This is a genomic window from Paenibacillus camelliae, assembly GCF_023715345.1.
GTDB classification, from domain to species: domain Bacteria; phylum Bacillota; class Bacilli; order Paenibacillales; family Paenibacillaceae; genus Pristimantibacillus; species Pristimantibacillus camelliae.
In genome coordinates, this window is sequence record NZ_JAMBNY010000001.1 from 114,420 (window position 1) to 137,514 (window position 23,095).

A 23,095-nucleotide genomic window follows, 5' to 3' on the forward strand; every position below is an offset into this window, starting at 1 on the left:
ATTTTATAAAACCAAATGCGCATATAAACGTATGTAATGCTTGAACACATTGCATCATACATAACCTGTTAAAGGAGTAATATCTTTGTTCAAATTAAATCGAACCATTCAGATTGCTTTGCTTGTTGCGCTGATATTTGTCATTGTCTTTCTATACTCTAAGGTAGATTACTTGTTTACCTCTTTGTATGGATTGATTCAGGTGATCTTCGTTCCTATCCTGTTAGCGGCATTTTTTTATTATCTGTTGCGGCCCGTTATTCGTTTACTCGCTAAATACAGAATAAAAAAAATCTTTTCGATCCTCATCATCTTTTTAATACTTTCGGCATTAATTGTCTGGTTCATCGTCGCGATGCTGCCATTGCTGCAAAAACAGTTTATCAGTTTGATAGAAAATGCACCTAGCTTCTTTGATGCCATCGGTAAACAGATTACAGAATTGCAGCAGCAGGAAATGTTCCGAACGATTTTCCCAGCTACGGACTTTGATTGGTCGACGGTATCCAACTACATTAATAAAGGACTATCAAGCATCAATGCTTATATCGGTAGCCTAGTGAGCTTCGTGTCCAATTTCACCATTGTACTATTTATCACACCAATTATTCTGTTCTTTTTACTTAAGGAAGGCGAGAAGCTGCCGACGCGCATTGTTAATGGATCTCCAGCGCGTTTTAAGAACGATGTACAGGAAATGCTCGAGGAATTTGATAAAGTACTTAGCAGCTTTATTGTCGGCAGAGTGCTGGTCAATGTTTTTTTAGGTGTGTTGATGTACATTGGCTTTATCATTATTGATTTGCCATATGCACTGCTGCTGACAACCATTGCGGTTATCGCAAATTTCATTCCATTCGTTGGAGCAATACTATCCTCAGTACCAATTGTAATCGTCGCACTAGTGGATTCACCGTCCAAGGCGATATGGTCTCTGGTCATTATTTTGCTAGCACAGCAAATTCAGGATAATCTGATTGCACCTTATATTTTTGGGAAGCAGTTGAATATACATCCTCTAACTACAATTATCCTTGTACTAGGTGCAGGGAAAATGGGTGGGATTATCGCTATGATTATTGTGATACCAGCCTATCTCATTCTAAAGGTTATTGCGATCAAGGTTTATACGTTGTTCTTTAAGGAGAAATGGGAAAACCTATAGCACTAAACATAAAAACGAGCGTATCTAGTTTATAGATGCGCTCGTTTTTATGTATACGATCTCGTATTACTGGGGGTCATTCTTAATGATGCTTATACCTGCAACAAAAAGATAGGCAAATGTGGAAAGCATAACTAGAACCAAAATCGTTGGCAGCATTATATTTTCCTCCTCTAGAAGTATTTATACATTAGGTATTGATTGCTTCCTATTTTAGCAAAATAAACAATCAATTTATATAAGAATACGCTTCTTTCGAAAAGTCTTCATAGTTGTGACAATTCAGTTAACTGACTGCTCTGGCCATTAAGTTGATACAAATTTGTCCATATGAGATAATTGTTGTGAACTCTTATCTTATCATTCTATAGTGAGAAGGCGAGGTAAATAAATGGAATACATAAAGCTAGGCAATACTGGTTTGGATGTTTCTCGAATTTGTCTCGGTTGTATGAGCTTTGGCGATGCCACAAAATGGACTCATCCATGGGTGCTTAATGAAGAAAACAGTCGTCCGATCATTAAGAAGGCATTAGAGCTAGGAATTAACTTTTTTGATACGGCCAATATTTATTCCGAAGGAGCTAGTGAGGAAATTGTCGGTAGAGCGTTGAAGGACTACGCGAACCGTGATGAGGTCGTTATCGCAACAAAGGTATTCTTCAGAATGCATGAAGGACCGAATGGAGTTGGTCTTTCACGTAAAGCGATTATGTCAGAAATTGATAAAAGTCTTAAGAGACTTGGAACAGATTATGTGGATCTGTACCAAATTCATCGTTGGGATTACCATACACCGATTGAAGAGACGATGGAGGCTTTGCATGATGTCGTTAAAGCTGGGAAGGTAAGATACATAGGCGCTTCAGCTATGTATGCATGGCAATTCCTTAAGGCGCTGCATGTCGCCGATTCGAATGGCTGGACTCGCTTCGTGTCCATGCAGAACCATATGAATCTTATTTATCGGGAAGAAGAGCGTGAGATGATGCCACTCTGCAGAGAGGAAAACATCGGTGTTATTCCTTATAGTCCATTAGCTGCGGGGCGTTTAGCGCGCGAGTGGACAACGGAGACCAATCGTTCTAAAACCGATAAAGCGCAACAATCGAAATACGGTGCTACCGCTGAATCAGACCGATTGATTGCCGACCGCGTAACGATGATTGCAGAGAGTCGCGGAGTTCCTCGCTCGCATGTGTCTCTTGCTTGGCTGCTTCAGAAGGAAGCCGTAACTGCTCCAATCATTGGAGTGACGAGTATAGAGCAGCTAGAGGAGTCCGTACAATCGATTACTCTAAAGTTGACCGATGAGGAAATCGCTTCATTAGAGGAGCTTTATGTACCACATAAAGTCGTTGGAGCTTTATAGATCAAGCGTTTTGTCGCTTACGATAATAGATAATACAGGTGAAGCTGGAGAATGTAAATTCCTTGCTTCACCTGTTTTTGTTCAATCGAACAATTATTTTATTTCGCAGAGTGAGAGTGATTCAATGATTCATATTGAACACTTCTGACTCTTTATCAGGAGCATTTATTTATTCAGCTGGTCTGTTTTCACTAAATATTTTTCTTTCCTGCTGAAATTCTGTAATTTCTTCGCCACCATTAAAAATAAAATTCGTATCGTTGTTACTGATACTGCATGCCTCTTTTCCTTCTTTGTTCAGCGGCGCTAAATTATTTAATGGTTGATTAGCTTGTTGTTGTGCTTGCTGTTGATTTTGATTTTTTTGTTGGTTGTTCATGCTATTACTCCTCCTCTAAAAATAATGGACTGCGGTCATATCCTTTGAATTTAGCTCAATAAATATGTACGTCTAAAGCATTCAACGATTGGTGTCTTTATAAGCGTCATAAAAACATAAAAAACGGACAAAATAACGAAAATCATGCTGTGAGGTGATAAAGAAATGGAGAACAAGCGTAAACAAAATCAATCTCAGAAAAAGCTACCGATAAACGGTATTGAGGATGTAGAGTTTTCGATGGAGCTAGCCGACGAAGAAGATATGGAGGCACTCGAGCGTATGGAGCAAGCAGATCGTAGACAGGATTCCGAATACGAGTAAGAAAGAAGGCTGCAGTAGTTGGAGAAAAATATATTAGCGTATTTTAAGAGTCCGGAAGAAGCACAAAAAGCAGCAAAACAATTAGAAGCATTAGGCACGATTGATATGAGTATTGATCGTTTCTCCAAAAATCCTGGAGGAGAACTAAACAGTATTACGAATCCTGTTACCGGAGATATTTCAAGCCTTGCCACGCTTTCACTTAATGCGGATATCTCTAGTAGAGATGATGGAATATTATTGGCAGCCGGTACAGACGCAAGTGGTTATAGCAGCGGTGGCGATCATGGACCAACAGGGAGAGACATACTACTGACCGTTGTCGTTGATGAAAGCGTTCATCAGCAAGCGATGCAAATATGTGAGCAGGCTGGTGGGCTTATATAGAGCTTAGCGTTCACACTAATTTTGCCACATCATATGCTTTAGCATTCGATATGTAAGAGCAGACATACAAATAACGATACGCCGGTGACCCCTCACCGGCGTATCGTTACTTTTGTTCCAACAGGTACAGTTTCTGCTAGCTGCAAGACATCCTCATTATACATGCGTATACATCCTTGCGAGACCTCATGACCGATCGAAGCAGGGTTATTCGTACCGTGTATGCCATAGTGTGGTTTGGATAAACCCATCCAAAAAGCACCAAATGGACCGCCAGGATTGCGCTGTTTATTGACGATGGTGAATTCACCAACTGGTGTTTTCGACACCATCTTACCAATTCCTACTGGAAATCCTCGTACAACGATATCGGAATCAAGAAGATAAAGCATCCTATCAGAAAGATCTACAATGATTCTGTAGTTTGGCATCCGCATCAGCCTCCTAGTTATTCATATGAGAAGCTACGAGCGGATGACTGGGCTAAGCTTATACATATTTTTCATAATAATGACTTAAGGCGAGTAGGGGATAGATATATCGATAGCTATGATAATGAACATAGAAGTTACCTGGTAGTCCAGCGCCTGTAGGGTATATCGTAGGCCAACCGTTTTCATTAATTAATGCCATTAACCTTTTTATACCTCTGTTAATTGCAGAAGTCGGTCGATCATGCATAGCAATTAACGCATCTAATGCCCATGCCGTTTGAGAGGGGGTGCTATGATGTAGAGGGGTGTACTGCATGCGGCGATCACTTGTACATGATTCTCCCCAGCCACCATCTCGATTCTGTATGGAATACAGCCATTCTATCGCTTTCTGCACTTGTTTGTCGCTCGAGGTAATCCCTACTGCACTTAGGCCAGTTAATGCTGCCCATGTGCCATATATATAACAAATTCCCCATTTCCCATACCATGAGCCATCGGCCTCTTGATTGTTCATTAGCCATCGAATGCCACGCTGAATATGATGATTGTCGTGCTTAAGCTTACTGTAATGGCCGAGGTATTCAAGCGTTCGACCTGTTAAGTCTGCCGTCGAAGGATCAATCGCTGCTGCTTTCGCACCATCTAACGCTAACCACGTCACCATTTTATTATCTACGTTCTTCTCAAATGCAGGCCAGCCACCATCGCTGTTTTGCATAGAGAGCACCCAATTTAGACCTAAGACTGAAGCTTCTTTATAGGACTCATTTTCCTGAGACATACTATAGATCGCACGTAATGCCGCAGTCGTATCGTCAATATCGGGATTGATCGTGTTTGACTCAGAAAACCCCCAGCCGCCAGGAGCTGCTCCTTCGTTATGTACGCTCCAGTCTCCTTTTTTGTGCTGCTGCATGTTTACTATATATGAATTCGCTTTTAAGATAGCAGGATGACTAGCTTTCACGTTGGCTTGCTGCAGTGCATAGCTTAGCAAAGCAGTATCCCATATCGTTGATGGCGAGTTTTGTATTGTAACGGTATGACTTGAGCTATAACACCTCATCTGTATAAGCCCCTCGATTGCTTTCTTAATGGTTGGATGCTGACGATCATAGCCTAATGCTAATAAAGAGAAAACCATTAAGATCGTAGAGCTTGCATAGCTGTACAATGTTCCATCATCCTCAATTCTATCAAGCATAAATTGCACCGCTTTTTCAGAGGCGATATCGTTCAGAGAGGAACCCAATAAACGATTACGACCTTCTTCTATCCGCTCCTGCATCTGTTGGTACGAAGCAGATTCGAATTCCTCAGCTTCATAACGAGTTGAAGGGGAAACGAATAGGTCATCTAGTGGATAAGGAGACTGGATGTGGAAGTCTTGCTTAGCCATAATAAGCATAGGGATAAGATGAACTCGTGAGTAGCCTGAAAACTCAAAGAAATTAATAGGTAAATAAGTAGGTAGGAGGAGCATTTCCATAGGGATGGATGAGATAGCTTTGGGCCAGCGCTGCTGTCCTGTAATGGCGAGCATCGCTTTGCATAATAAACCTTTCGTGTTAGTGATTCCTCCTCTAGAGCGGATAAACTGTTTAGCTTTCAAGATGCTATCATCGTTTAATTGGCTGTAGCCAGAAAACAGCAACGCTTGTAAATTATCGATCGTCGCAGCTAAATTTCCATCCTCTTCATCCTCATAAAGCTTCCAGCATCCATTGGGCAGCTGCTCCTTTATAATTCGTTGGTGGAGCTGCTGAATGAATGCTTCGTCCTCATAATGTAATGTTCGCAATAAAATTATCATATACGCGTCAATAATGGTGCCATTCTCAAAGCAAAAACGCCAAGTACCGTCCGCTTGCTGCTGCTGTATAAGAAACCTAGTTAATTGGTTGATGTCCGCTTTTAAATCAAACTCTCGAACTTGTTCGGGATTCATGCTACACCTCCTAAGCAATTTATAAATTATATAGAAACGAAGACAAATTCATGTATAGAAGGTGAAGTTAATAGATTTACAATATTATACAGTTCTCGATATACTGTATAATAGCTGCTTCAACATATGTAAACCTCATCTATGTGCTCCGTATTATTGAATCTGCTAAGGAGGCCGTTCGATGGATGAAAAAATCATTAATCGTGATTGGGAATTATCGGAAAGAATAAACGCGCTTGCTCGTCATTATCTCTTGGAAGGAAATACGGTAGAAGAAGCAATGCAGAAGGTATTACATTCAGAGGAGTATCGAGACTGGATTGCAATTCCGCGCTGCTTTTCAATTGATCCTGAACAAAAGAGATATTATCAAGATATAGAAGCTGACATCACCTGGAAAAAGTACACGGCTAGAATTGATCATTATATTCATTCATATTTTACAGGTTCAAGCTCTACTAAGCCCATAGAGTTAGGCGAATATGACCAGATCTTTATGGGCCTTGGAATGCAAATAACTCCTGAGCAGCTTGGCTATGAAATTGCCGAGCTTTCTCGTATGGTAGGTGTGAATAAACCATTAAACTACGGTCATTTATTATGTCTATATAATGGTACATTACTCTCCGATCTTGAAGAGGAGCAACTCGACAGTTTAGTTTCAAGAAAGGAAGAGGTTGTTCAATTTGTGGATGATGTCTATGCGAGATATCGTATGAAATAAATGGTTTAGATTCCTCTAGAATTATACACAATGAATGGTATAATAATCGTTCGAACTAATCAAACCTATAGAAAGGGTGTTACTATGAGTGAATCGAATCAAGAATATATTATTATCTCATCTGCAAGAGAGAACAATCTTAAAAACGTTTCGCTATGGATTCCTAAACGAAAAATCACCATCTTTACCGGCGTATCTGGTTCTGGAAAATCTTCGATTGTCTTCGATACAATTGCAGCAGAATCACAACGCTTATTGAATGAAAACTTTAGTATGTTCGTTCGAAATTTTCTACCTCGCTATCCACAGCCTGACGCGGATGCGATCGAAAACCTGAGTATGGCTGTTATTGTGGACCAGAAGCGTCTCGGCGGCGGTTCTCATTCAACGATGGGAACGATTACAGATATATCACCAATATTAAGGCTACTTTTCTCCAGAATAGGTCAACCTCATATTGGACATGTCAATATGTTCTCCTTTAACGATCCACAGGGCATGTGTCCTGAGTGTAATGGGCTGGGTCGAAAGCTAGGTGTAGACATGAACAAAGCCATTGACATGTCAAAATCATTGAATGATGGGGCATTGATGCTGCCAGATTATGCAGTAAACGGCTGGGATTGGTCAATGGTCGTACAGTCTGGCTTCGACCCTGATAAGAAGCTAAGCGACTATTCAGAGGAAGAACTGGAACAGCTTTTGTACGGTAAGGCTAAAAAAGTAAAAGTAGAATTTGCAGGAAAGCCAACGAATATTACAGTGGAAGGCGTTATCGAGAAATTCACTAACAAATACATAAAGCAGGATCTAAAAGCAAAGTCAGAACGTACCCAAAAAGCGGTTACACCGTTCATCTCCGAGGGACCGTGCTCCAGCTGTCACGGTGCAAGGCTGAGTCAAGCTGCACTTAGCTGTAAAATAAATGGACTTAATATTGCTGAGATGTCTGCAATGGAGGTCGGTCAGCTCATTCGAGTCGTGAAGGAGATTGACAATGAGGTTGCTTCCTCCATCATCAAATCACTTACGGAACGATTGCAGCATCTGGTCGATATCGGACTGGATTATTTAACACTCGATCGTCAGACGGACACCTTGTCTGGCGGTGAATCACAGCGCGTCAAGATGGTTAAGCATCTAAGTGGTAGTCTCGTTGATGTTACGTATATCTTCGATGAGCCTAGCGTTGGCTTACATCCACGAGATGTGCATCGTCTCAATGAATTGCTGCAGAAGCTGCGAGATAAAGGGAATACGGTCATTGTGGTCGAGCATGATCCTGATGTTATTAAGGTAGCCGATCATATCATTGATGTCGGCCCTTATGCTGGCAGTCGAGGGGGAAATATCGTATACGAAGGGAGCTATCAAGGTTTACTGGAATCAGGTACATTAACAGGCAACCATATGAAGCATCAGCTCCAGCTGAAGCAAGAGTGCAGACAGCCATCTGGCAAGCTTTCGATCAAGGATGCAACCTTGCATAATCTAAAAAAAATTAGCGTAGATATTCCAACCGGTGTGCTTACTGTCGTTACCGGAGTTGCAGGATCAGGTAAAAGTACGCTCATCAATGAAATATTTCTTAGTCAGCACCCTGACGCAATCGTCATTGACCAATCGGCGGTAGGGGTGTCAACCCGCTCGAATCCTGCAACCTATACCGGTATTATGGACGATGTGCGCAAAGCATTCGCTTCTGCCAATAAGGTGAGTGCAGGCTTGTTTAGCTTTAATTCCAAGGGAGCCTGTGAGCATTGTCAAGGACTGGGCGTTGTGTATACGGATCTAGCATTTCTAGATAGCGTGAAGCTGCCCTGTGAAGTATGTGAAGGCAGAAGATTCAAGGAAGAGGTGCTTGAGTACAAGCTGAATGGAAAGTCGATTGCCGATGTACTGCAAATGACAGTAGAGCAGGCTTTAGAGTTTTTTGAGCTGAAGGAAGTCAAGCGCAAGCTGCAGGCGATGAGTGATGTGGGACTGAATTATATTACACTAGGTCAGCCGCTCAGCACATTATCGGGGGGAGAATGTCAGCGTATTAAGCTAGCAAGTGAGCTGCATAAGAACGGCAGCATTTATGTCATGGACGAGCCCACGACAGGCCTGCATACGTCCGATATCGGTCATCTGCTAGCGATCATGAACCGACTTGTGGACGCTGGTAATACCGTTATCGTCATCGAGCATAATCTTGAAGTGATAAGTCAAGCTGATTGGATCATTGACATGGGACCAGATGGAGGTAGTAAGGGGGGCCAGGTCGTGTTCGAGGGCACACCTTCTCAGATCATTGGTGCGGAGCAGTCGATTACAGGGAAGTACTTGAAATAACCGCAGTCAATACGGTTACGTCCACGATTAAATAGATAAGCCTTACTGGAGATCCTTATTCACAGGGTCTCCTATTTATTATGTGCTAAAAAAAGTTTTACTGGACACCAATTGGTGTCCTATAATTGAGACACTGATTGGTGTCCAATTAGGTAAAGGGTGGAGGAAATTGAACGAGAATAAACAAGAGCGTGATGTGTATATAGCGATAGCAGACCCGACGAGGCGTGAATTGTTACGTTTATTGGCTGATGCAGAGGAGCTTCCTCTGCATGAATTAACTTCCCATTTTAACATGGGACGTACGGCTGTTTCTAAGCATTTGACTATACTTAAAGAAGCTCAACTCGTAACGGATCGTAAGGTAGGCAGAGAAACAAGATATCGTCTGAATGCAGCCCCCCTTCAAGAAATTCAAGACTGGGTGTCCTTTTACGAAAAATTCTGGAATGAAAAAGTAATGCTCCTAAAAAACTTTTATCGGAGGAATAATTAATGGCAGAGCTATCATTAAACTTTCAGTTTAATAGTCCCATCAATAAGGTATGGAATGCACTAACGGATTCAAGTACTCTTGCACAATGGATCATGGAAAATAACTTCAAACCGATCGTAGGATACAAATGCCAATTCCGTAATGAGCAAATTAATTTAACGGTAGATTGTGAAGTATTAATCGTAGATGAGCCTTATACATTGTCTTACACCTGGGTTGGTGGACCGATAAATACGATCATTACATGGACGTTAAAGGAAGAGAATGGGATAACGCACTTACAGCTGGTGCAAACTGGATTTGAAAAAGAAAATCAAGCCTTCCATGGCGCGAAATATGGCTGGTCTAGCATGGTTGAAGGACTAGAAAAAATGCTCGAGACTTTGTAATTTGCAATAGATTACTGTTTTATTTTGGGAAAATAAACTTAAGGAGAGGGATGTATGAGTTTTATTAAAGATATGATCTCGGTTTTCAAAAAGAAGGAATTAAGGTTTCGAGAAAGCTACAAGGAAGCAGATGAGGTATACACTTTTCTGTTTGAAAAAGACAAGAGCTTAACCTGGAATGCTGGGCAATATGGCTTGTTAAGCGTTACTCACAAGTCTATCAAAAACGGCACAAAACCGTTCAGCATCGCATCAGCACCTTCAGAGAATGTTGTACGAATAACAACACGGATTAGTGGCGAACCAAGTGAATTCAAGCAGGCATTGCTCGAGCTAAAGCCTGGTATGAGTATAAAAATGGGCGGACCTGTAGGCGCTTTTTATCCAACAGATTCTCGACCTTCACTCTTTATTGCTGGAGGAATTGGAATTACGCCTTTTCGTTCGATCTTAAAGCAATTAGAAGTAGAAGGTAGTAATGAGCAGAAAGACATTCAGCTACTTTATATGGATAGCAACAACACACATCTATATAAAGATGAACTAGACAGAATTGCCACTAACACATCGATACGTATCACATATATGGAATCGAAGAATGAGCTGCAGCAGGAAATCGATAAGTTTATCGCTAAACATAAGGATAATGGCAATTATTTTATTGCAGGACCAAAATCGATGGTAGACGATGTCACTAATTATGTAAAAAATCAAAATATTCCAAAGCGCAATATTAAGAAGGATGCTTTTTTTGGGTATTAATGAACGCAAATAGAATAAATAGAAGAAGCCCCTTGAGTATTTCAAGGGGCTTCTTTGGCTGCTTGACGCTACATACGTTTAACCACTAAACAATGGGTTCATACTGCTTTATCAAAAGAGCTAAAAATAGATTGAAACAAAAATAGCGCTATGATATAATCAATAGCGGCGTTTTCAGATCAAACAAAATCGTATAGTTTTCCTAATCATATCTTAATTATACAACTACAGATTTGATTTGTCAACACGCTTTGCATTTCCCAAAATAAGGTATAAGGAGTGTGTTTCCACATGGAGGCGAAGGAATGGCAGCAAGAACAGGAACGGCTGAAATGGGTCAGAAACAAGTTGATGGCAAGAATTAATGAACTGGAACCCGAGGTTGCAGGACTAAGAGATCAAGCTACAGACATCCGAAAAAGATTTTGGGAAGAAGTTACGATTAATACCAGCACACAAGAAGATTTCGAAGAGACCTTCTATACGATTATCCAACAGTCCGCGTTATTGGCTGAACGCGAGCGTGGACTTAAACAGTTACAGCAGCAATGGAAAAATATGAATCGTTTGCTTTCATCTCCTTATTTTGGGCGCCTCGACTTTCACGAGGATGGACAAGAGAACATTGAACAGATCTACATTGGCGTATCCTCCTTCATTGACGAAGACGAATTAAGCTTTCTCATCTATGATTGGCGTACGCCTATCGCGAGCTTGTACTACGATCATACTCCTGGCCAAGCGTCTTATAACACTCCAGCAGGTAAGATCGAAGGGACCATGGAGCTGAAACGACAATTCCAGATACAACAGGGGCAACTGATCAATATGTTTGATGCTAATGAGACGATCGGTGATGAATTACTGCAGCAAGTGCTTGGCGAAGGTGCCGATGCTCAGATGAAGACGATCGTGGCTACGATACAGAAGGAACAGAATACGATTATTCGTAATGAACAAGGTAAAATGCTTATCGTACAGGGGGCTGCGGGGAGCGGGAAAACGTCTGCCGCATTGCAGCGTGTTGCTTACTTGCTATACAAACACCGCCAGACGTTAAAGGCCGATCAAATCGTGCTTTTCTCACCCAATCCTATGTTTAACAGCTATATCTCTACCGTTCTACCTGAGCTAGGAGAAGAGAATATTCAGCAGACAACCTTTCAAGAATACCTAAATTATTGGGTAGGTTCATCACTACAGGCAGAGGACCCTTTTGATCAAATGGAATATGTATTAACCGAACAAGGAACGCCGGAATATGAAGCTCGTCTTCAAGGAATGGAATATAAAGCTTCTGAGGCTTTCTTGAACGCTTTACACAACTATGGTATGTGGCTGGGACGCGAAGGTATGCGCTTTGTATCGATTCACTTTCGAGATCAAGAGCTTATTACCGCAAAACAAATGAAAGAGAAGTTTTATAGCTACGACCATTCACTATCGCTTTCCAATCGCATCATGCTGTTGCAGGAATGGCTGCTAGATGAGTTGGCCATGTTAGAGCGTGTTGAGCGAAACGCAAATTGGGTGGAGGAAGAACTAAACTACCTTGACACTGAGCAGTATGCTGAAGTCTTCGGAATCCTTCATAAAGATAGAGAAGTATTAGACATCGCCGAACAGTATGCTATAGTTCGTGAAATAGTGACCAACAATCGTCGTAAGGATGAAAGCGACTATGACTTTGCGCAAAATGAGGAGACTCAACTGCGACGCAGCATCGTAAAAGAATACTTCAAACCATTAAGAAAATTCGTGAGAAAGCTCTCTTTCGTAGATATTAAAGGCATCTATCTTCAATTATTTGTCGATGAACCGACTTATCTAGAGCGAACAAATACAGCTTTCGTCCCATCTCTATGGTCAGAAATATGCAAGCATACTAAAGAAGCCTTGCTCCACAACAAGTTACTTTACGAGGATGCCACGCCTTATTTGTATGTAAAAGAACTCATCGAAGGTGTCCGAATGAACAAGGACATACGATATGTGTTTGTTGATGAGGGGCAAGATTATTCACCGTTCCAATATGAATATATTAAAAAGCTATTCCCTCGTGCGCGAATGACAGTGCTCGGTGATTTCGGTCAAGCGATATTTATGCAATCTACAAGCTTAGACTCTTCCAATTCTCAGCTTGTTAACCTATATGGTGAATCCGAAACAACGCTTATTCGCTTATTACGCAGCTATCGTTCAACGAAAGAAATTGTAGAATTCACCAAATCTATGCTTCCTGAAGGAGATAGTATTATTCCTTTTGACAGAAGAGGTCCAAAACCACTTCTTAAGAGATTCGAGGATGGAGAAAACCGTGTTCAACTAATGGTCTCAGACATTGAGTTGCTGAAGGCTGAAGGATTATGCTCTATCGCGATTATTACAAAAACTGCAGCCGAAAGTCGTGCGGCCTATGAATCGCTAAAATTCCAAGGCGTTGAACCATTGCACCTCGTTACGAAGGAGACCGAAGGCTTTGATCAGGGAATAAAGGTCATCCCTGTGTATCTTGCCAAGGGGGTAGAATTTGATGCAGTCCTCGTCTATGATGCTTCATCCGAATCCTATCGTCAAGAGAACGAACGCAAGCTTCTGTATACCGCGTGTACACGGGCCATGCATCGACTCCATCTATACTCAATTGGCGAATGGTCACCGTTCGTGCACGCACTACCAGAGAAACTGTATGAGAAAGGTTCATATTGAAGATCTAATGCTTAAAGCCTTGGCCGAAACTGGTCAAGGCTTTTCCTATCAATGATTCGGCTTAGATATAGCTATTATTATTCAGTATTAGCAATCTTAAACACTTTGCTTAATATAATGAGGATACGAACGATTATTGATTGCAAATGAGGTGTAGCAATGAGCGAACGTAAACCAATGGCTAGACTGTTTGTTTCAGCGATAAGATCAGGCATAAATGAACAATTTACGATACAACTACATACGAATCAACCACTAAAAAAATATAAGATAGAAGCGACTACCGAAGATGATGAACGCAATGTATTTCGTTCAAGCGCAGCCTTTTATACCAATGAACATGGCCTCATTAATTTAAGCAAGCAAGCTCCTATTGCTGGGGATTATGAAGGTGTAGACAGCATGGGCTTAATATGGTCTATGCGAAGTGTAGAGAAGAGAGAAGGTAGATTTGTAAAGCATTCTTCGGATCCAATTAAAATTCGTCTACATGCCTATGACCATGACCAGTTAGTAGATTCTCAATCTATCATCCGTACATTTTATCCAGTAGAAGAAGTTGTAAAAGAATCCATAGCGAACGAATCCATCCTTGGAACGACCTATTCTCCAAAGGCACAAGGAAAATTTCCCGCAGTCATTGTTGTGGGTGGATCTGACGGAGCTGTACATGAAGCAGCAGCGGCAATGCTTGCAGCTCAAGGGTATGTTGTACTGGCACTTGCTTATTTTGGAAGAGAGGGCTTGCCGAAGGGCATTGAGAACATCCCGCTTGAGTATGTAGATCATGCTTTTCAATATTTAGAAAGCAAGACCAACGTTGATCACCATAACCTTGGAATGATTGGCTTTTCACGAGGTGCAGAGCTGACAATGCTCTATGCACTTCATTATCCTAAATTAAAGTCTGTTATCGCCGTTGCACCGAGTGCAGTTGTCTTTCCAGGTGTTGTTAACTTTCAGCCTATCGATGCGCCTGCATGGACTTTTAAGGGCAAGCCGTTAAAGTATTTTAAAGCAAAAAGGACCTTGGGCGATACTGCTACGTTTTTTTATCATTGGATCTTCCGCAAGCCTTATTCCGGCCTACCGTCCATTCATAGAAATCTGCAAGATACAAGACAATTAGAGGATAACGCGATAGCGGTTGAATACATTCATTCGCCGATGATGTTTCTATCTGGAACAGATGATCATGTTCAGCCTGCGGAATTCTTTGCGAAACGCATGGAGCAAAGACTCAGCAACCACCCTTACCATGAACTGAATGAATTTATTTATTATGAGGACGCAGGGCACTTTGCTGCATTCCCAGGCAGTCTGCCTAATCTACCACAAACAGTAGGTGATACTAACTATAATATGACAATGATATTTGGTGGAACAAGAAGGGCAAATGCGAAAGCGGCACTTGAATCCTGGGAACATACGCTCAAGTTTTTAGATAAGACGCTTAAAGGACATAAGCTTGTGAGCCATAATAGCAGATGATCATTCGATTATGCTCTTCCTTAGAAAAAAGCAACGGCAGTCGAGGACTAGTTCCGTCCATGGCTGCCGTTTGTTGTGTGCAATAAAGACATTAGTAACGTGCATCCATTGACTAAATAAGCCTAATTTAAGAGCCATAGTGTATCGTCCCGTTCATATTTCAAAATTAAACATACGATAGATTGAAAATATTGAAGGAGGTTTCACATGGCTCGTAGAGTGAAGGTAAGTCCACGCTTTGAAAGGCTTTGTATGCGATTCGGAAGTATTTTGGGAGGGGAATCACAGGTTGTAAGGGGTCCTGTATGCTTTGTTACACGTATGACTAATTTAGATGAAACCATTTTAGGAAGAAGAACACACTCTCCACTGGTTTCAATGCAAATGTTCTCCTTCGAATCCCTCGATCGTTCAGGGCGTGCGCTGTGCTTGGGTGAGACAGCCGTACATCAAAATCAAGTTAATCGTTTACTCTCAAACCTTCGTAAACGCGGGATAAAAGTAACAGCCGTGCACAATCACTGGCTAAATGAAAATCCACGCCTAATGTATATCCACTGGGAAGCTATTATGAATCCTATACTGTTCGCTAGAAGAACGAAAGAATCGATTAGATTTCTTGGCTAATAATTATGATAAAGGTTGAAGGAGCTGCATGATTGTAGCTCCTTCTTTTACTAGCTTCACCTGAATAAATGTGATTTCTTTACCCTTTATTTACTTCGAAATCAGCCTTTTTTCTGCTCCCCATTAGATACAGTATGAGGATAACAAGCATAAACGCTGCAGAATAAGTAAATGTCATGCCATAGCCAACCCATTTTGCTAATATCCCAAGTCCGACGGACCCAATCGCTAAGCCTGAATCTATAAAAATGAGAAGCATCGAATTAGCCGTTGCTTTTTTCTCAGGTGGAACAAGCGTTAACGCCCAAGCTTGAATAATGGGATGAATAATCGCAAATGCGACACCGAACAACACCCCGGATACTAATACGAGCCACATTTTCGTCGAGAAGCCTAATAGAATTAAGCCTCCAGCACCTGCGATTGCGGCCGGTATAATAAGGACTCTGTGACCAAATTTATCGAAGATTTTGCCCGAAAACATGCGAATGATGACCATCGCAATTCCTTGTGCAATGAAAAACTGTGAGATGCTTCCGCCTACATTAATCTCCTTACCAAATGCACCCATAAAGTTAACGATTCCTGCGATAGCCATATAATTGAATGCTACTAAAATACATGGAAGCAAGACACGCTTATCGAACATGTACTTATAGAAGGGTTCTTTTTGGGTCTGATGAAGTGGACGTTCTGCTTCTTTCTTTTTCGTATTTTTTACGAAGAAGCTGCAAAGCAATGAGAAACACATCAACGCAAGCGTCAACATCATCATCGAGCGGAATGAAAATCTTGCAAGGTAAGAGATTGCGATTAGAGGTCCGAGTGTTGTCCCCACGCTTGTCGACATTGCGAAAAATACGATGCCTTCACCTAGTCTCGATTTTGGCACAATATTACTTGAGATCGTAAAAACTAAGTTGGTAAGCATGCAGAAGCCAATACCTTGTAGTGCTCGGATAAATATTAGAAAAACAACGGAATCGTTCAAAAAGGTAAGTGCGATTGTACCTAGAAAATATATGAGGGAAATAATAAGCAGCAGCTTCATATTGATCTTCTGAATAATTACACTGGCAAAGAATCTAGTGATAAGCGATGCTAACATTAAGGTTGTCGTCATAATTCCGGCAATGGCAGGATTATCACTAATCGTTGACACAAAGATCGGGAATCCAGCAGTAATCATATAAAAGGATGCGAACATCACTAACGACAACAGAATAATGATTAAGTACTGGTTTGTCCACAATTTCACTTTTATTTTACCCATAGTCTGAAACCGCCTTTCAAGGCTTTACTCATTGAGTTGCTACAGCATTGCTCAATCATTTTTTCCTTAATGTGAAACTTTATGCAACAGTCCTCATTCTGAATCTGAAGGGCTGCTTCTTAATGCGTGAAGATTACAATTCCAACAATTGTAATCTTTGGTATAATGAACGTAATTCCTATATTTTTAATAATGAATAAGGAAGCTTTCTCATAGGGGGGAAGTGCAATGTACCGAAGTGGTATAACGATTATCATGATTATCCTTACAATGCTAATTACGTTGTCAGGCTGCAAAACAAATTCCTCGGAAGAAGATACATATAAGCAACAACGCATTCCAGTAATAGACAACGTACAATATATTAAAATCTCGAAGCATGATGAATCTGTTCATCTTTCACATTTTGATCAAGAAGTGTTAGATGCCATACTGCAGGGGCTAATAGTTGACGCTAAGCCTTCCTTTATTGACGATCCGGAACATGTAGGTGAAATGTACAGCATGGAAGTGGTCAGTGATACGGCATCGATAACGTACAAGGTGAATGATTTACGCTACACCGACGCTCAGGACTCTAGCGTAAAGCTATATGCCACGATCGAAGATAATCAAAGTTTAGCATGGGAGCTTCCATCTGCCTGGATGCGTATGCTATTAAAAGAGAACCCAACTGGTGCAACAGAGCCACTACTACATGTCAGCATAAATGAGAATAGCAATAGCGTGATCGTGTTGGCTAATCGCGATATGAAGCGTAACTCGGTATATCAAGCGATAAAGGATACTGTAACATTTACCGGGAAACAAGAGGAGAGGAAGCTTGACTATTCAGTCCATATTACTGATCCTCAACGATTTGTTGTCCGGTTCAATACTTTAGAGGAAAAGGAAGCGGTATATTTTCGATTAGATGCTGTTCAGACCGTGTCTGGTGAGTCATTTGCAGGGGATAGACCATCTTACCGCAATCAAGTCATTCTATATGGTAAGCCAACCTTTCAAGGTTTAAGGTGGGTCGATATGCATGGTGAAGCCGTTCGTGAACAGCGCTTAGATTCTGCGCTTCTACTGCAGCCGATACGAAACGCGAATCAACAGCAAACCTCCCTTATGGTATATGATACACAGGATCGTCAGACACTGATTAACCTTGATACTGGTGAAACGAAACCAATACATATCAAGCAATGGCCTGGAGCTGAAAACGGCTATGGCAATGATTATGGAACAAGTGTACTCTTCACGGATCAAGTAGTAGATGGAACATCGTACGTAGTGAAGGGGAATCGATACATTTATCGTTATAGCGCTTCTGACGACGTTGATGAATTACAAAAGATATATGACTCGGATCGACCTATCTATGGAATCGCTGCTTCCCCAGATAATCGTCGTATAGCCATTCTTGTTCCATCAGATCCTTCGATCGGTCCTGAGGCGGATTTGATCGTTATGGATGAGGAAGGTCATATCTTATTCATAAAAGAGAGAGCTAGTTATGTCGGACATAGCGAAGGATTTCTTTTTGTATATCCAATGACTTGGCTTAATGAACAGACGATTGTCGTACCCATCATTGGATTAGGAGAGGATAGCTTTTACCGTGGCAAGGCTTATATTCACTTAAATGAGGATAAAACTAAGCTTGAAGCCGATATCATGCTGCCTGACGCTGCACTGAGCTTATTAGAGACCGTTGTCGGTGATGCACATGAATCTGACATTGCAAGAGTTTTACCACATTCTGACGCTGAGAATAACCGATATTATGCTGTGGAGATTTCGTCAGGTAATTGGTTAATCGATATCGTTGAGAATAAGCTAAGCTGGCTAGGAACTGGGATCTTAGCACAGTGGAATCAGTTAAACGAGCTTGTCATATGGCAGACAGCACAACAACAGACTTCGGCTTATTATATCGGAGTAGATTTACCATAACTCGATATACAGCAGGTTGTCCGATCCGATTAAGATCATATTGTTAGACGTTTATTATGAAATTTATTTTGAAAAGGCTATCCACTTTATGGGTAGCCTTTTCATATTTTATATATTTCAAGAATAAAATGGTACAAGCATGAAAGCTGACGTTAAAAAATAGGGGAGTGTGTAATTTGGGAATTGTATTCGGATATATCTTTTTAGGTTTATCATTGTCTGCACCGATAGGGCCGATTAATGCTGCTCAGTTAGATGCCGGCATTAAAAAAGGCTTTTGGCATTCGTGGTTAATTGGTTTAGGCGCTATGACCGCGGACATTGTATATATGCTTATGGTTTATATGGGCATCGTGCATTTTATTAATATTCCCTTCATGCAAGCCTTTCTATGGCTATTTGGCAGCTTCGTTCTCATTTATACGGGTGTAGAGAGTCTAATGGGGATTGAACAAGTGGCTGAAGAGAGTAAAAGAAAGACCGGAGACACTCGCTTAAAATCGTTCATATCAGGCTTTTTACTATCACTCTCTAATCCTTTGACAATTTTGTTTTGGCTTGGCATTTATGGGTCCGTGCTCGTTGAGACAGCATCAAAATATAACATTGAACAGCTTATCGTCTATAGCTTAGCTATTATTTTTGGCATTTTTATATGGGATGTAACGATGGCGGGCATCGCCAGCTTTGCCCGCAAATGGTTCACAGCCCGCACACTTAAAGGAATCTCGATATTATCTGGCTTATCATTAATTGGGATTGGCTTATACTTTGGCTATAAGGCGGTTGATCTTCTCTTTTTATCGTAAAAGTGTAGCTCAAAGCTGCATCAAAACAAATCTAGATCAAAACAAAGCTAAACAGTTATGAAGCTGTTGACAGCTCCTTCTTCTTCCACTTTTTACGTAGAAGCCACGTAATCGTTGTAATGATCACAAGAAAGCCAACACTTACAAAAAATCCGGGTCGGCTTGTATGATGGAATAAGGAACCGGTGATTGCTACACCTATAATAACGATCCCAGTAATCCGCTTAACCTTACCTAACGTATTGAGTTTCAATAATTTTCCCGACGTAATAAGGATAAACGCCCAGTTGTATATAAGCATTAAGCCTGCTGCTGTTGTAAAATACTCATAAATACTTCCAGGAAGCAGCATTGATAAAACAATTGACACAATTAGCCCAATCGTCGTTAAACCGATGGCTAGAAATGGGCGATTCATTACCTGCTTAGCAAAGAGCTTTGGCGCATCCTTATCCTCGGCTAGCGTAACAAGCATGCTTGTAATGGCAAATAATGATGCGACCATAGTAGAAAAGCCTGCAATAATTAATATGGCGATAAAAATATGGGGCACTAAAGGAAGCGGATATTGATTCAATGCCTGCATGAAAGGACTTTTACTAGTGTCCAGCTCCTTCCATGAAATCAAAATTAGGGTAAGGATAAGCGAGCATACGTAAATAATCGCAAGCAAGCCGAGCATGACTTTACCAGATTTCGGTGCATCCTCAGGCTTTTTCAATCTCATCGCCATAATCCCCATAATTTCAATACCACCAAATGCATAAAAAGCGAAGAGCAGGGAGGACCAGAGTCCCATTATGCCCTTCTCGAAAAAGCTCTCCCACGGAAAGGCAGGCTGTGATTTGCCTTGACCAAGTACGCCAAATAAAGCAAGGGCAGCAATGACGATAAAGATGACGATTGCTGACACTTTAATCACAGCAAAAATATTTTCCATCCGTTCAAAGCCCTTCGTTCCAGCAATAATTATGGATAAGCCTAACACGGCAAAGATGGAGGCTAAAATCCACATTGGAATATTAGGAAACCAGAAGCGAGCAAAAATCGATAACGCTGTTAATTGACTTCCCATAATTAACAATTCTGACGTCCAATAAGCCCATCCACTGCTAAAGCCTGCCCATCCGCCATAAGCTTTTTTAGCATATGAGCGAAATGATCCTTCTAATGGCTGCTCGGAGGTCATCTGTGACAGCGCATCGAATACCAGATAAGTGCCAAGGGCAGCCACAGCAAATGAGATTAATGCAGCTGGTCCGCCAATATTGATGGCGAGTCCTGAACCTAGAAAATAACCCGTACCAATCGTACATGCAACGCCTAATAGTGATAATTGCCACCAGCTTAGCTTATTTTGATTATCACTTGACTTATCTATATTGGGCTTATTCTTGCTCGTCATTCTAATCCTCCTAGGAAATGTTACTCCGTATTATGCCCATATTAAATTTGTCATTCCTAACTGTAGCTGTATATAAAATTTCCATTCAACGAACAAAGATATCCAGCAAGTTATTAATGGCATTAAATGTATCCGAGTCGGTGTATAAATCCGAAAATTTAACCCACAATAGTCAGCAAAGTGAATATTAAGAGGTGGATCATCTATGAAGAGTCAAAAAGGGGCTCTTATTGCACTTGCGTCTATTCCGCTCATTATGACGCTTGGAAATTCTATGCTAATCCCGATATTGCCTCAAATCGCTAAGCAGCTTAACATTAGTGCATTTCAGGTTAGTATGATTATTACGGTATATGGGTTAATTGCCATTGTCATGATTCCTATCGCTGGATACCTATCCGATCGTTTCGGCCGGAAAAAGGTCATTCTGCCATGTCTAATTATAACGGCAGCGGGTGGAGCAGTATGTGTAGCTGCAGCATGGTTTATGAAAGGGGCAATCACATATTATGTCATTCTGGCAGGAAGATTCCTGCAAGGAGTTGGCGCTGCTGGTGCATTTCCAATTGTGATCCCGTTTATAGGTGATTTATTCAAGGATGAAAAAGAGGTAAGTAAAGGCTTAGGGGTGATCGAAACAGCAAACACCTTCGGTAAAGTGCTAAGTCCAATATTGGGCGCTTACCTAGGCCTTCTAAGCTGGTTTGCCCCGTTTGTTGCGATTCCTATTCTTTGTTTGATTTCATTTTTACTTGTTGTATTTATGGTTAAAAAACCTAAGACGACAGCAAAGCGTGACGAGAGAAACTTGAAGGAATTTATGCAGGAAATTAAAGCGATATTAAAGGAAAAAGGTCGCTGGCTTTATGCTATTTTTGCTATCGGCGGTATCTGTATGTTTGTTACGTTTGGAGTGCTGTTTTATTTATCTGAGGTGCTTGAATCAAAATATAATCTCTTTGGAGCAACAAAGGGCTATGTATTAGCGATCCCCCTTGCTGCACTTTGTCTTGCCTCTTTTATTACTGGAAAGATCATAGGCGAGAACAAGGTGCGTATGAAGTGGCTCGGCTTTGGCGGCATGGTCCTTATCGGAGCCTCCATGCTAGTGACAGGGTTTTCCAATGAAATTTACTTTATGGTAGGCTTTCTCATATTAAGTGGGATTGGAGTAGGGGTTGTATTGCCTTGCATGGATGCCTTAATTACAAGAAGCATCGAGAAGGATAATAGGGGGACAATTACATCTCTATACAGCAGCATGCGCTTTATAGGGGTTACGTTAGGTCCTCCGGCAGTATCGTTATTAATGGGAGGCGGTCATTGGGCATTATTCGGTACAATGGCTGGTCTTGGGGTTATTGGAGGTTTATTAACATTATTTGCTGTTAAGCCCGGTGATACTGGGGAAACAGAAAAACAAGAGCGTAACGAAAATGGTAACAAAACAAAGAAATTAAAGCTTACGAAGCCGATTATTCCACAAAGAGTCCGGTAACAAATTAAAATATACATGCATTCGTGCTATTAGGGTACGAAAAAAGAATTATGAAAGTGGATTAATGTAATCCTTAGCTTTCATAATTCTTTTTTTATTGTGAGGGGTGACTTCTCTTATGATCAATGCAGTTCTTTGATGTACCATGCATCCATCGCTGAATGCTCGGAGCCTGGCAACGGTTCCTGTAAAAGCTGGAATCCATATCGTTCATATAAGCGACAAGCAGCCTTCAATTCGTGCTTTGTTTCTAGATAGCACATTGTATAATACTGTGAGGCGAAGGACAGAGCTGTTTCCATCAGCTTTTTTGCAATCCCTAAGCCTTGTGCCTGCGGTGTTAAGTATAGCTTTTGCAATTCGCATACCCGATCTTGCTCGTTATATGGTGCAATGCCGATCCCACCAACAATTTCTTTATCCTGCTCAACGACCCAGTAATTCGCATGCTTTAAGCTGTTATAATATTGATATAGTTCTCCTAGCTGAGGATCATAATAAGCAGTGCCTGGTATCGCTAAACCAAGCGATTTCAACGAGTCCTGTATGATTTGCTTAATACGATCATTGTCCTGTTTGTCTATCTGACGTATAATCATCTGTTCTCTCCTTATGTTCTCAG

General features: G+C 41.1%; 21 protein-coding genes. 15 read left to right on the forward strand and 6 right to left on the reverse strand.

Translation table 11 applies throughout. The features are described from left to right. The first annotated feature begins 85 nt into the window (after positions 1–85). Positions 86–1,165 carry an AI-2E family transporter gene (locus M3180_RS00545; protein ID WP_251665275.1) on the forward strand — a complete coding sequence of 360 codons (1,080 nt, stop codon included), beginning with the start codon at positions 86–88 and terminating at the stop codon, positions 1,163–1,165. A gap of 391 nt (positions 1,166–1,556) precedes the next feature. Continuing rightward, on the forward strand, positions 1,557–2,537 hold the full coding sequence (locus tag M3180_RS00550; RefSeq protein WP_251665276.1) for an aldo/keto reductase: 981 nt from the start codon (positions 1,557–1,559) through the stop codon (positions 2,535–2,537). A gap of 169 nt (positions 2,538–2,706) precedes the next feature. Here M3180_RS00550 and M3180_RS00555 read toward each other — a convergent pair whose 3' ends face one another. Continuing rightward, positions 2,707–2,916, reverse strand: coding sequence for a hypothetical protein (locus M3180_RS00555; RefSeq protein WP_251665277.1), 210 nt, complete (start codon positions 2,914–2,916; stop codon positions 2,707–2,709). 165 nt (positions 2,917–3,081) lie between these two features. Here M3180_RS00555 and M3180_RS00560 point away from each other — a divergent pair, with 165 nt between their 5' ends. After that, entirely contained in the window at positions 3,082–3,240 is a 159-nt protein-coding gene (locus M3180_RS00560; RefSeq protein WP_251665278.1) for a YfhD family protein, read from the forward strand. Positions 3,241–3,258: 18 nt separating this feature from the next. Further along, on the forward strand, positions 3,259–3,627 hold the full coding sequence (locus M3180_RS00565; protein ID WP_251665279.1) for a hypothetical protein: 369 nt from the start codon (positions 3,259–3,261) through the stop codon (positions 3,625–3,627). Between the two features lie 92 nt (positions 3,628–3,719). Here the strand turns inward: M3180_RS00565 and M3180_RS00570 are convergent, their stop codons facing one another. After that, positions 3,720–4,058, reverse strand: coding sequence for a L,D-transpeptidase (locus M3180_RS00570; protein WP_251665280.1), 339 nt, complete (start codon positions 4,056–4,058; stop codon positions 3,720–3,722). Positions 4,059–4,116: 58 nt separating this feature from the next. Further along, positions 4,117–6,012: a squalene--hopene cyclase gene (shc, locus tag M3180_RS00575; RefSeq protein ID WP_251665281.1), complete on the reverse strand. Its 1,896-nt coding sequence runs from the start codon at positions 6,010–6,012 to the stop codon at positions 4,117–4,119. Positions 6,013–6,193: 181 nt separating this feature from the next. On the opposite strand from shc, the gene M3180_RS00580 reads away from it, so the two are divergent. The 8 genes from M3180_RS00580 to M3180_RS00615 all read left to right on the forward strand — a co-directional run bounded on the left by M3180_RS00580 (position 6,194) and on the right by M3180_RS00615 (position 15,547). Then, positions 6,194–6,736, forward strand: coding sequence for a hypothetical protein (locus M3180_RS00580; RefSeq protein WP_251665282.1), 543 nt, complete (start codon positions 6,194–6,196; stop codon positions 6,734–6,736). 84 nt (positions 6,737–6,820) lie between these two features. Continuing rightward, entirely contained in the window at positions 6,821–9,073 is a 2,253-nt protein-coding gene (locus M3180_RS00585; protein WP_251665283.1) for an ATP-binding cassette domain-containing protein, read from the forward strand. A 169-nt stretch (positions 9,074–9,242) separates the two neighbouring features. Beyond that, positions 9,243–9,569, forward strand: coding sequence for an ArsR/SmtB family transcription factor (locus M3180_RS00590; RefSeq protein ID WP_251665284.1), 327 nt, complete (start codon positions 9,243–9,245; stop codon positions 9,567–9,569). After that, positions 9,569–9,958: an SRPBCC family protein gene (locus tag M3180_RS00595; RefSeq protein ID WP_251665285.1), complete on the forward strand. Its 390-nt coding sequence runs from the start codon at positions 9,569–9,571 to the stop codon at positions 9,956–9,958. Before M3180_RS00590 ends, M3180_RS00595 begins: the two co-directional genes overlap by 1 nt. Positions 9,959–10,012: 54 nt before the next feature. Then, the gene (locus M3180_RS00600) at positions 10,013–10,720 is read left to right on the forward strand and encodes an FAD-dependent oxidoreductase (protein WP_251665286.1); all 708 of its coding nucleotides are present in this window, start codon (positions 10,013–10,015) and stop codon (positions 10,718–10,720) included. A 291-nt stretch (positions 10,721–11,011) separates the two neighbouring features. Beyond that, the gene (gene helD / locus M3180_RS00605) at positions 11,012–13,429 is read left to right on the forward strand and encodes an RNA polymerase recycling motor HelD (protein WP_251665287.1); all 2,418 of its coding nucleotides are present in this window, start codon (positions 11,012–11,014) and stop codon (positions 13,427–13,429) included. 159 nt (positions 13,430–13,588) lie between these two features. Next, positions 13,589–14,920: an acyl-CoA thioesterase/bile acid-CoA:amino acid N-acyltransferase family protein gene (locus M3180_RS00610; RefSeq protein WP_251665288.1), complete on the forward strand. Its 1,332-nt coding sequence runs from the start codon at positions 13,589–13,591 to the stop codon at positions 14,918–14,920. 207 nt (positions 14,921–15,127) lie between these two features. Then, positions 15,128–15,547: a DUF1259 domain-containing protein gene (locus tag M3180_RS00615; protein ID WP_251665289.1), complete on the forward strand. Its 420-nt coding sequence runs from the start codon at positions 15,128–15,130 to the stop codon at positions 15,545–15,547. Positions 15,548–15,626: 79 nt separating this feature from the next. On the opposite strand, the gene M3180_RS00620 is transcribed toward M3180_RS00615, so the two are convergent. Further along, a complete protein-coding gene (locus tag M3180_RS00620) occupies positions 15,627–16,820 on the reverse strand; it encodes an MFS transporter (RefSeq protein ID WP_251665290.1) in 1,194 nt (397 codons plus the stop codon). A gap of 228 nt (positions 16,821–17,048) precedes the next feature. Here M3180_RS00620 and M3180_RS00625 point away from each other — a divergent pair, with 228 nt between their 5' ends. Then, complete coding sequence (locus M3180_RS00625) at positions 17,049–18,761, forward strand: hypothetical protein (RefSeq protein ID WP_251665291.1); 1,713 nt, start codon at positions 17,049–17,051, stop codon at positions 18,759–18,761. A gap of 176 nt (positions 18,762–18,937) precedes the next feature. Beyond that, a complete protein-coding gene (locus M3180_RS00630; protein ID WP_251665292.1) occupies positions 18,938–19,570 on the forward strand; it encodes a LysE family translocator in 633 nt (210 codons plus the stop codon). A 55-nt stretch (positions 19,571–19,625) separates the two neighbouring features. Here M3180_RS00630 and M3180_RS00635 read toward each other — a convergent pair whose 3' ends face one another. Further along, a complete protein-coding gene (locus M3180_RS00635; protein ID WP_251665293.1) occupies positions 19,626–20,975 on the reverse strand; it encodes an amino acid permease in 1,350 nt (449 codons plus the stop codon). Positions 20,976–21,180: 205 nt separating this feature from the next. On the opposite strand from M3180_RS00635, the gene bcbE reads away from it, so the two are divergent. Next, positions 21,181–22,473, forward strand: coding sequence for a bacillibactin exporter BcbE (gene bcbE, locus M3180_RS00640; RefSeq protein WP_251665294.1), 1,293 nt, complete (start codon positions 21,181–21,183; stop codon positions 22,471–22,473). A gap of 122 nt (positions 22,474–22,595) precedes the next feature. Here the strand turns inward: bcbE and M3180_RS00645 are convergent, their stop codons facing one another. After that, positions 22,596–23,072 (reverse strand): GNAT family N-acetyltransferase, encoded by a 477-nt coding sequence (locus M3180_RS00645; protein ID WP_251665295.1) that lies wholly within the window; start codon positions 23,070–23,072, stop codon positions 22,596–22,598. Between the last annotated feature and the right edge of the window lie 23 nt (positions 23,073–23,095).

What these genes read in the sequence shown, in the direction of transcription:
- M3180_RS00550 (WP_251665276.1), top strand. Translation starts at nt 1,557, where the DNA reads ATGGAATACATAAAGCTAGGCAATACTGGTTTGGATGTTTCTCGAATT.
- M3180_RS00555 (WP_251665277.1), bottom strand. Translation starts at nt 2,916, where the DNA reads ATGAACAACCAACAAAAAAATCAAAATCAACAGCAAGCACAACAACAA.
- M3180_RS00560 (WP_251665278.1), top strand. Translation starts at nt 3,082, where the DNA reads ATGGAGAACAAGCGTAAACAAAATCAATCTCAGAAAAAGCTACCGATA.
- M3180_RS00570 (WP_251665280.1), bottom strand. Translation starts at nt 4,058, where the DNA reads ATGCCAAACTACAGAATCATTGTAGATCTTTCTGATAGGATGCTTTAT.
- shc (WP_251665281.1), bottom strand. Translation starts at nt 6,012, where the DNA reads ATGAATCCCGAACAAGTTCGAGAGTTTGATTTAAAAGCGGACATCAAC.
- M3180_RS00580 (WP_251665282.1), top strand. Translation starts at nt 6,194, where the DNA reads ATGGATGAAAAAATCATTAATCGTGATTGGGAATTATCGGAAAGAATA.
- M3180_RS00585 (WP_251665283.1), top strand. Translation starts at nt 6,821, where the DNA reads ATGAGTGAATCGAATCAAGAATATATTATTATCTCATCTGCAAGAGAG.
- M3180_RS00595 (WP_251665285.1), top strand. Translation starts at nt 9,569, where the DNA reads ATGGCAGAGCTATCATTAAACTTTCAGTTTAATAGTCCCATCAATAAG.
- M3180_RS00600 (WP_251665286.1), top strand. Translation starts at nt 10,013, where the DNA reads ATGAGTTTTATTAAAGATATGATCTCGGTTTTCAAAAAGAAGGAATTA.
- helD (WP_251665287.1), top strand. Translation starts at nt 11,012, where the DNA reads ATGGAGGCGAAGGAATGGCAGCAAGAACAGGAACGGCTGAAATGGGTC.
- M3180_RS00610 (WP_251665288.1), top strand. Translation starts at nt 13,589, where the DNA reads ATGAGCGAACGTAAACCAATGGCTAGACTGTTTGTTTCAGCGATAAGA.
- M3180_RS00615 (WP_251665289.1), top strand. Translation starts at nt 15,128, where the DNA reads ATGGCTCGTAGAGTGAAGGTAAGTCCACGCTTTGAAAGGCTTTGTATG.
- M3180_RS00620 (WP_251665290.1), bottom strand. Translation starts at nt 16,820, where the DNA reads ATGGGTAAAATAAAAGTGAAATTGTGGACAAACCAGTACTTAATCATT.
- M3180_RS00625 (WP_251665291.1), top strand. Translation starts at nt 17,049, where the DNA reads ATGTACCGAAGTGGTATAACGATTATCATGATTATCCTTACAATGCTA.
- M3180_RS00635 (WP_251665293.1), bottom strand. Translation starts at nt 20,975, where the DNA reads ATGACGAGCAAGAATAAGCCCAATATAGATAAGTCAAGTGATAATCAA.
- bcbE (WP_251665294.1), top strand. Translation starts at nt 21,181, where the DNA reads ATGAAGAGTCAAAAAGGGGCTCTTATTGCACTTGCGTCTATTCCGCTC.
- M3180_RS00645 (WP_251665295.1), bottom strand. Translation starts at nt 23,072, where the DNA reads ATGATTATACGTCAGATAGACAAACAGGACAATGATCGTATTAAGCAA.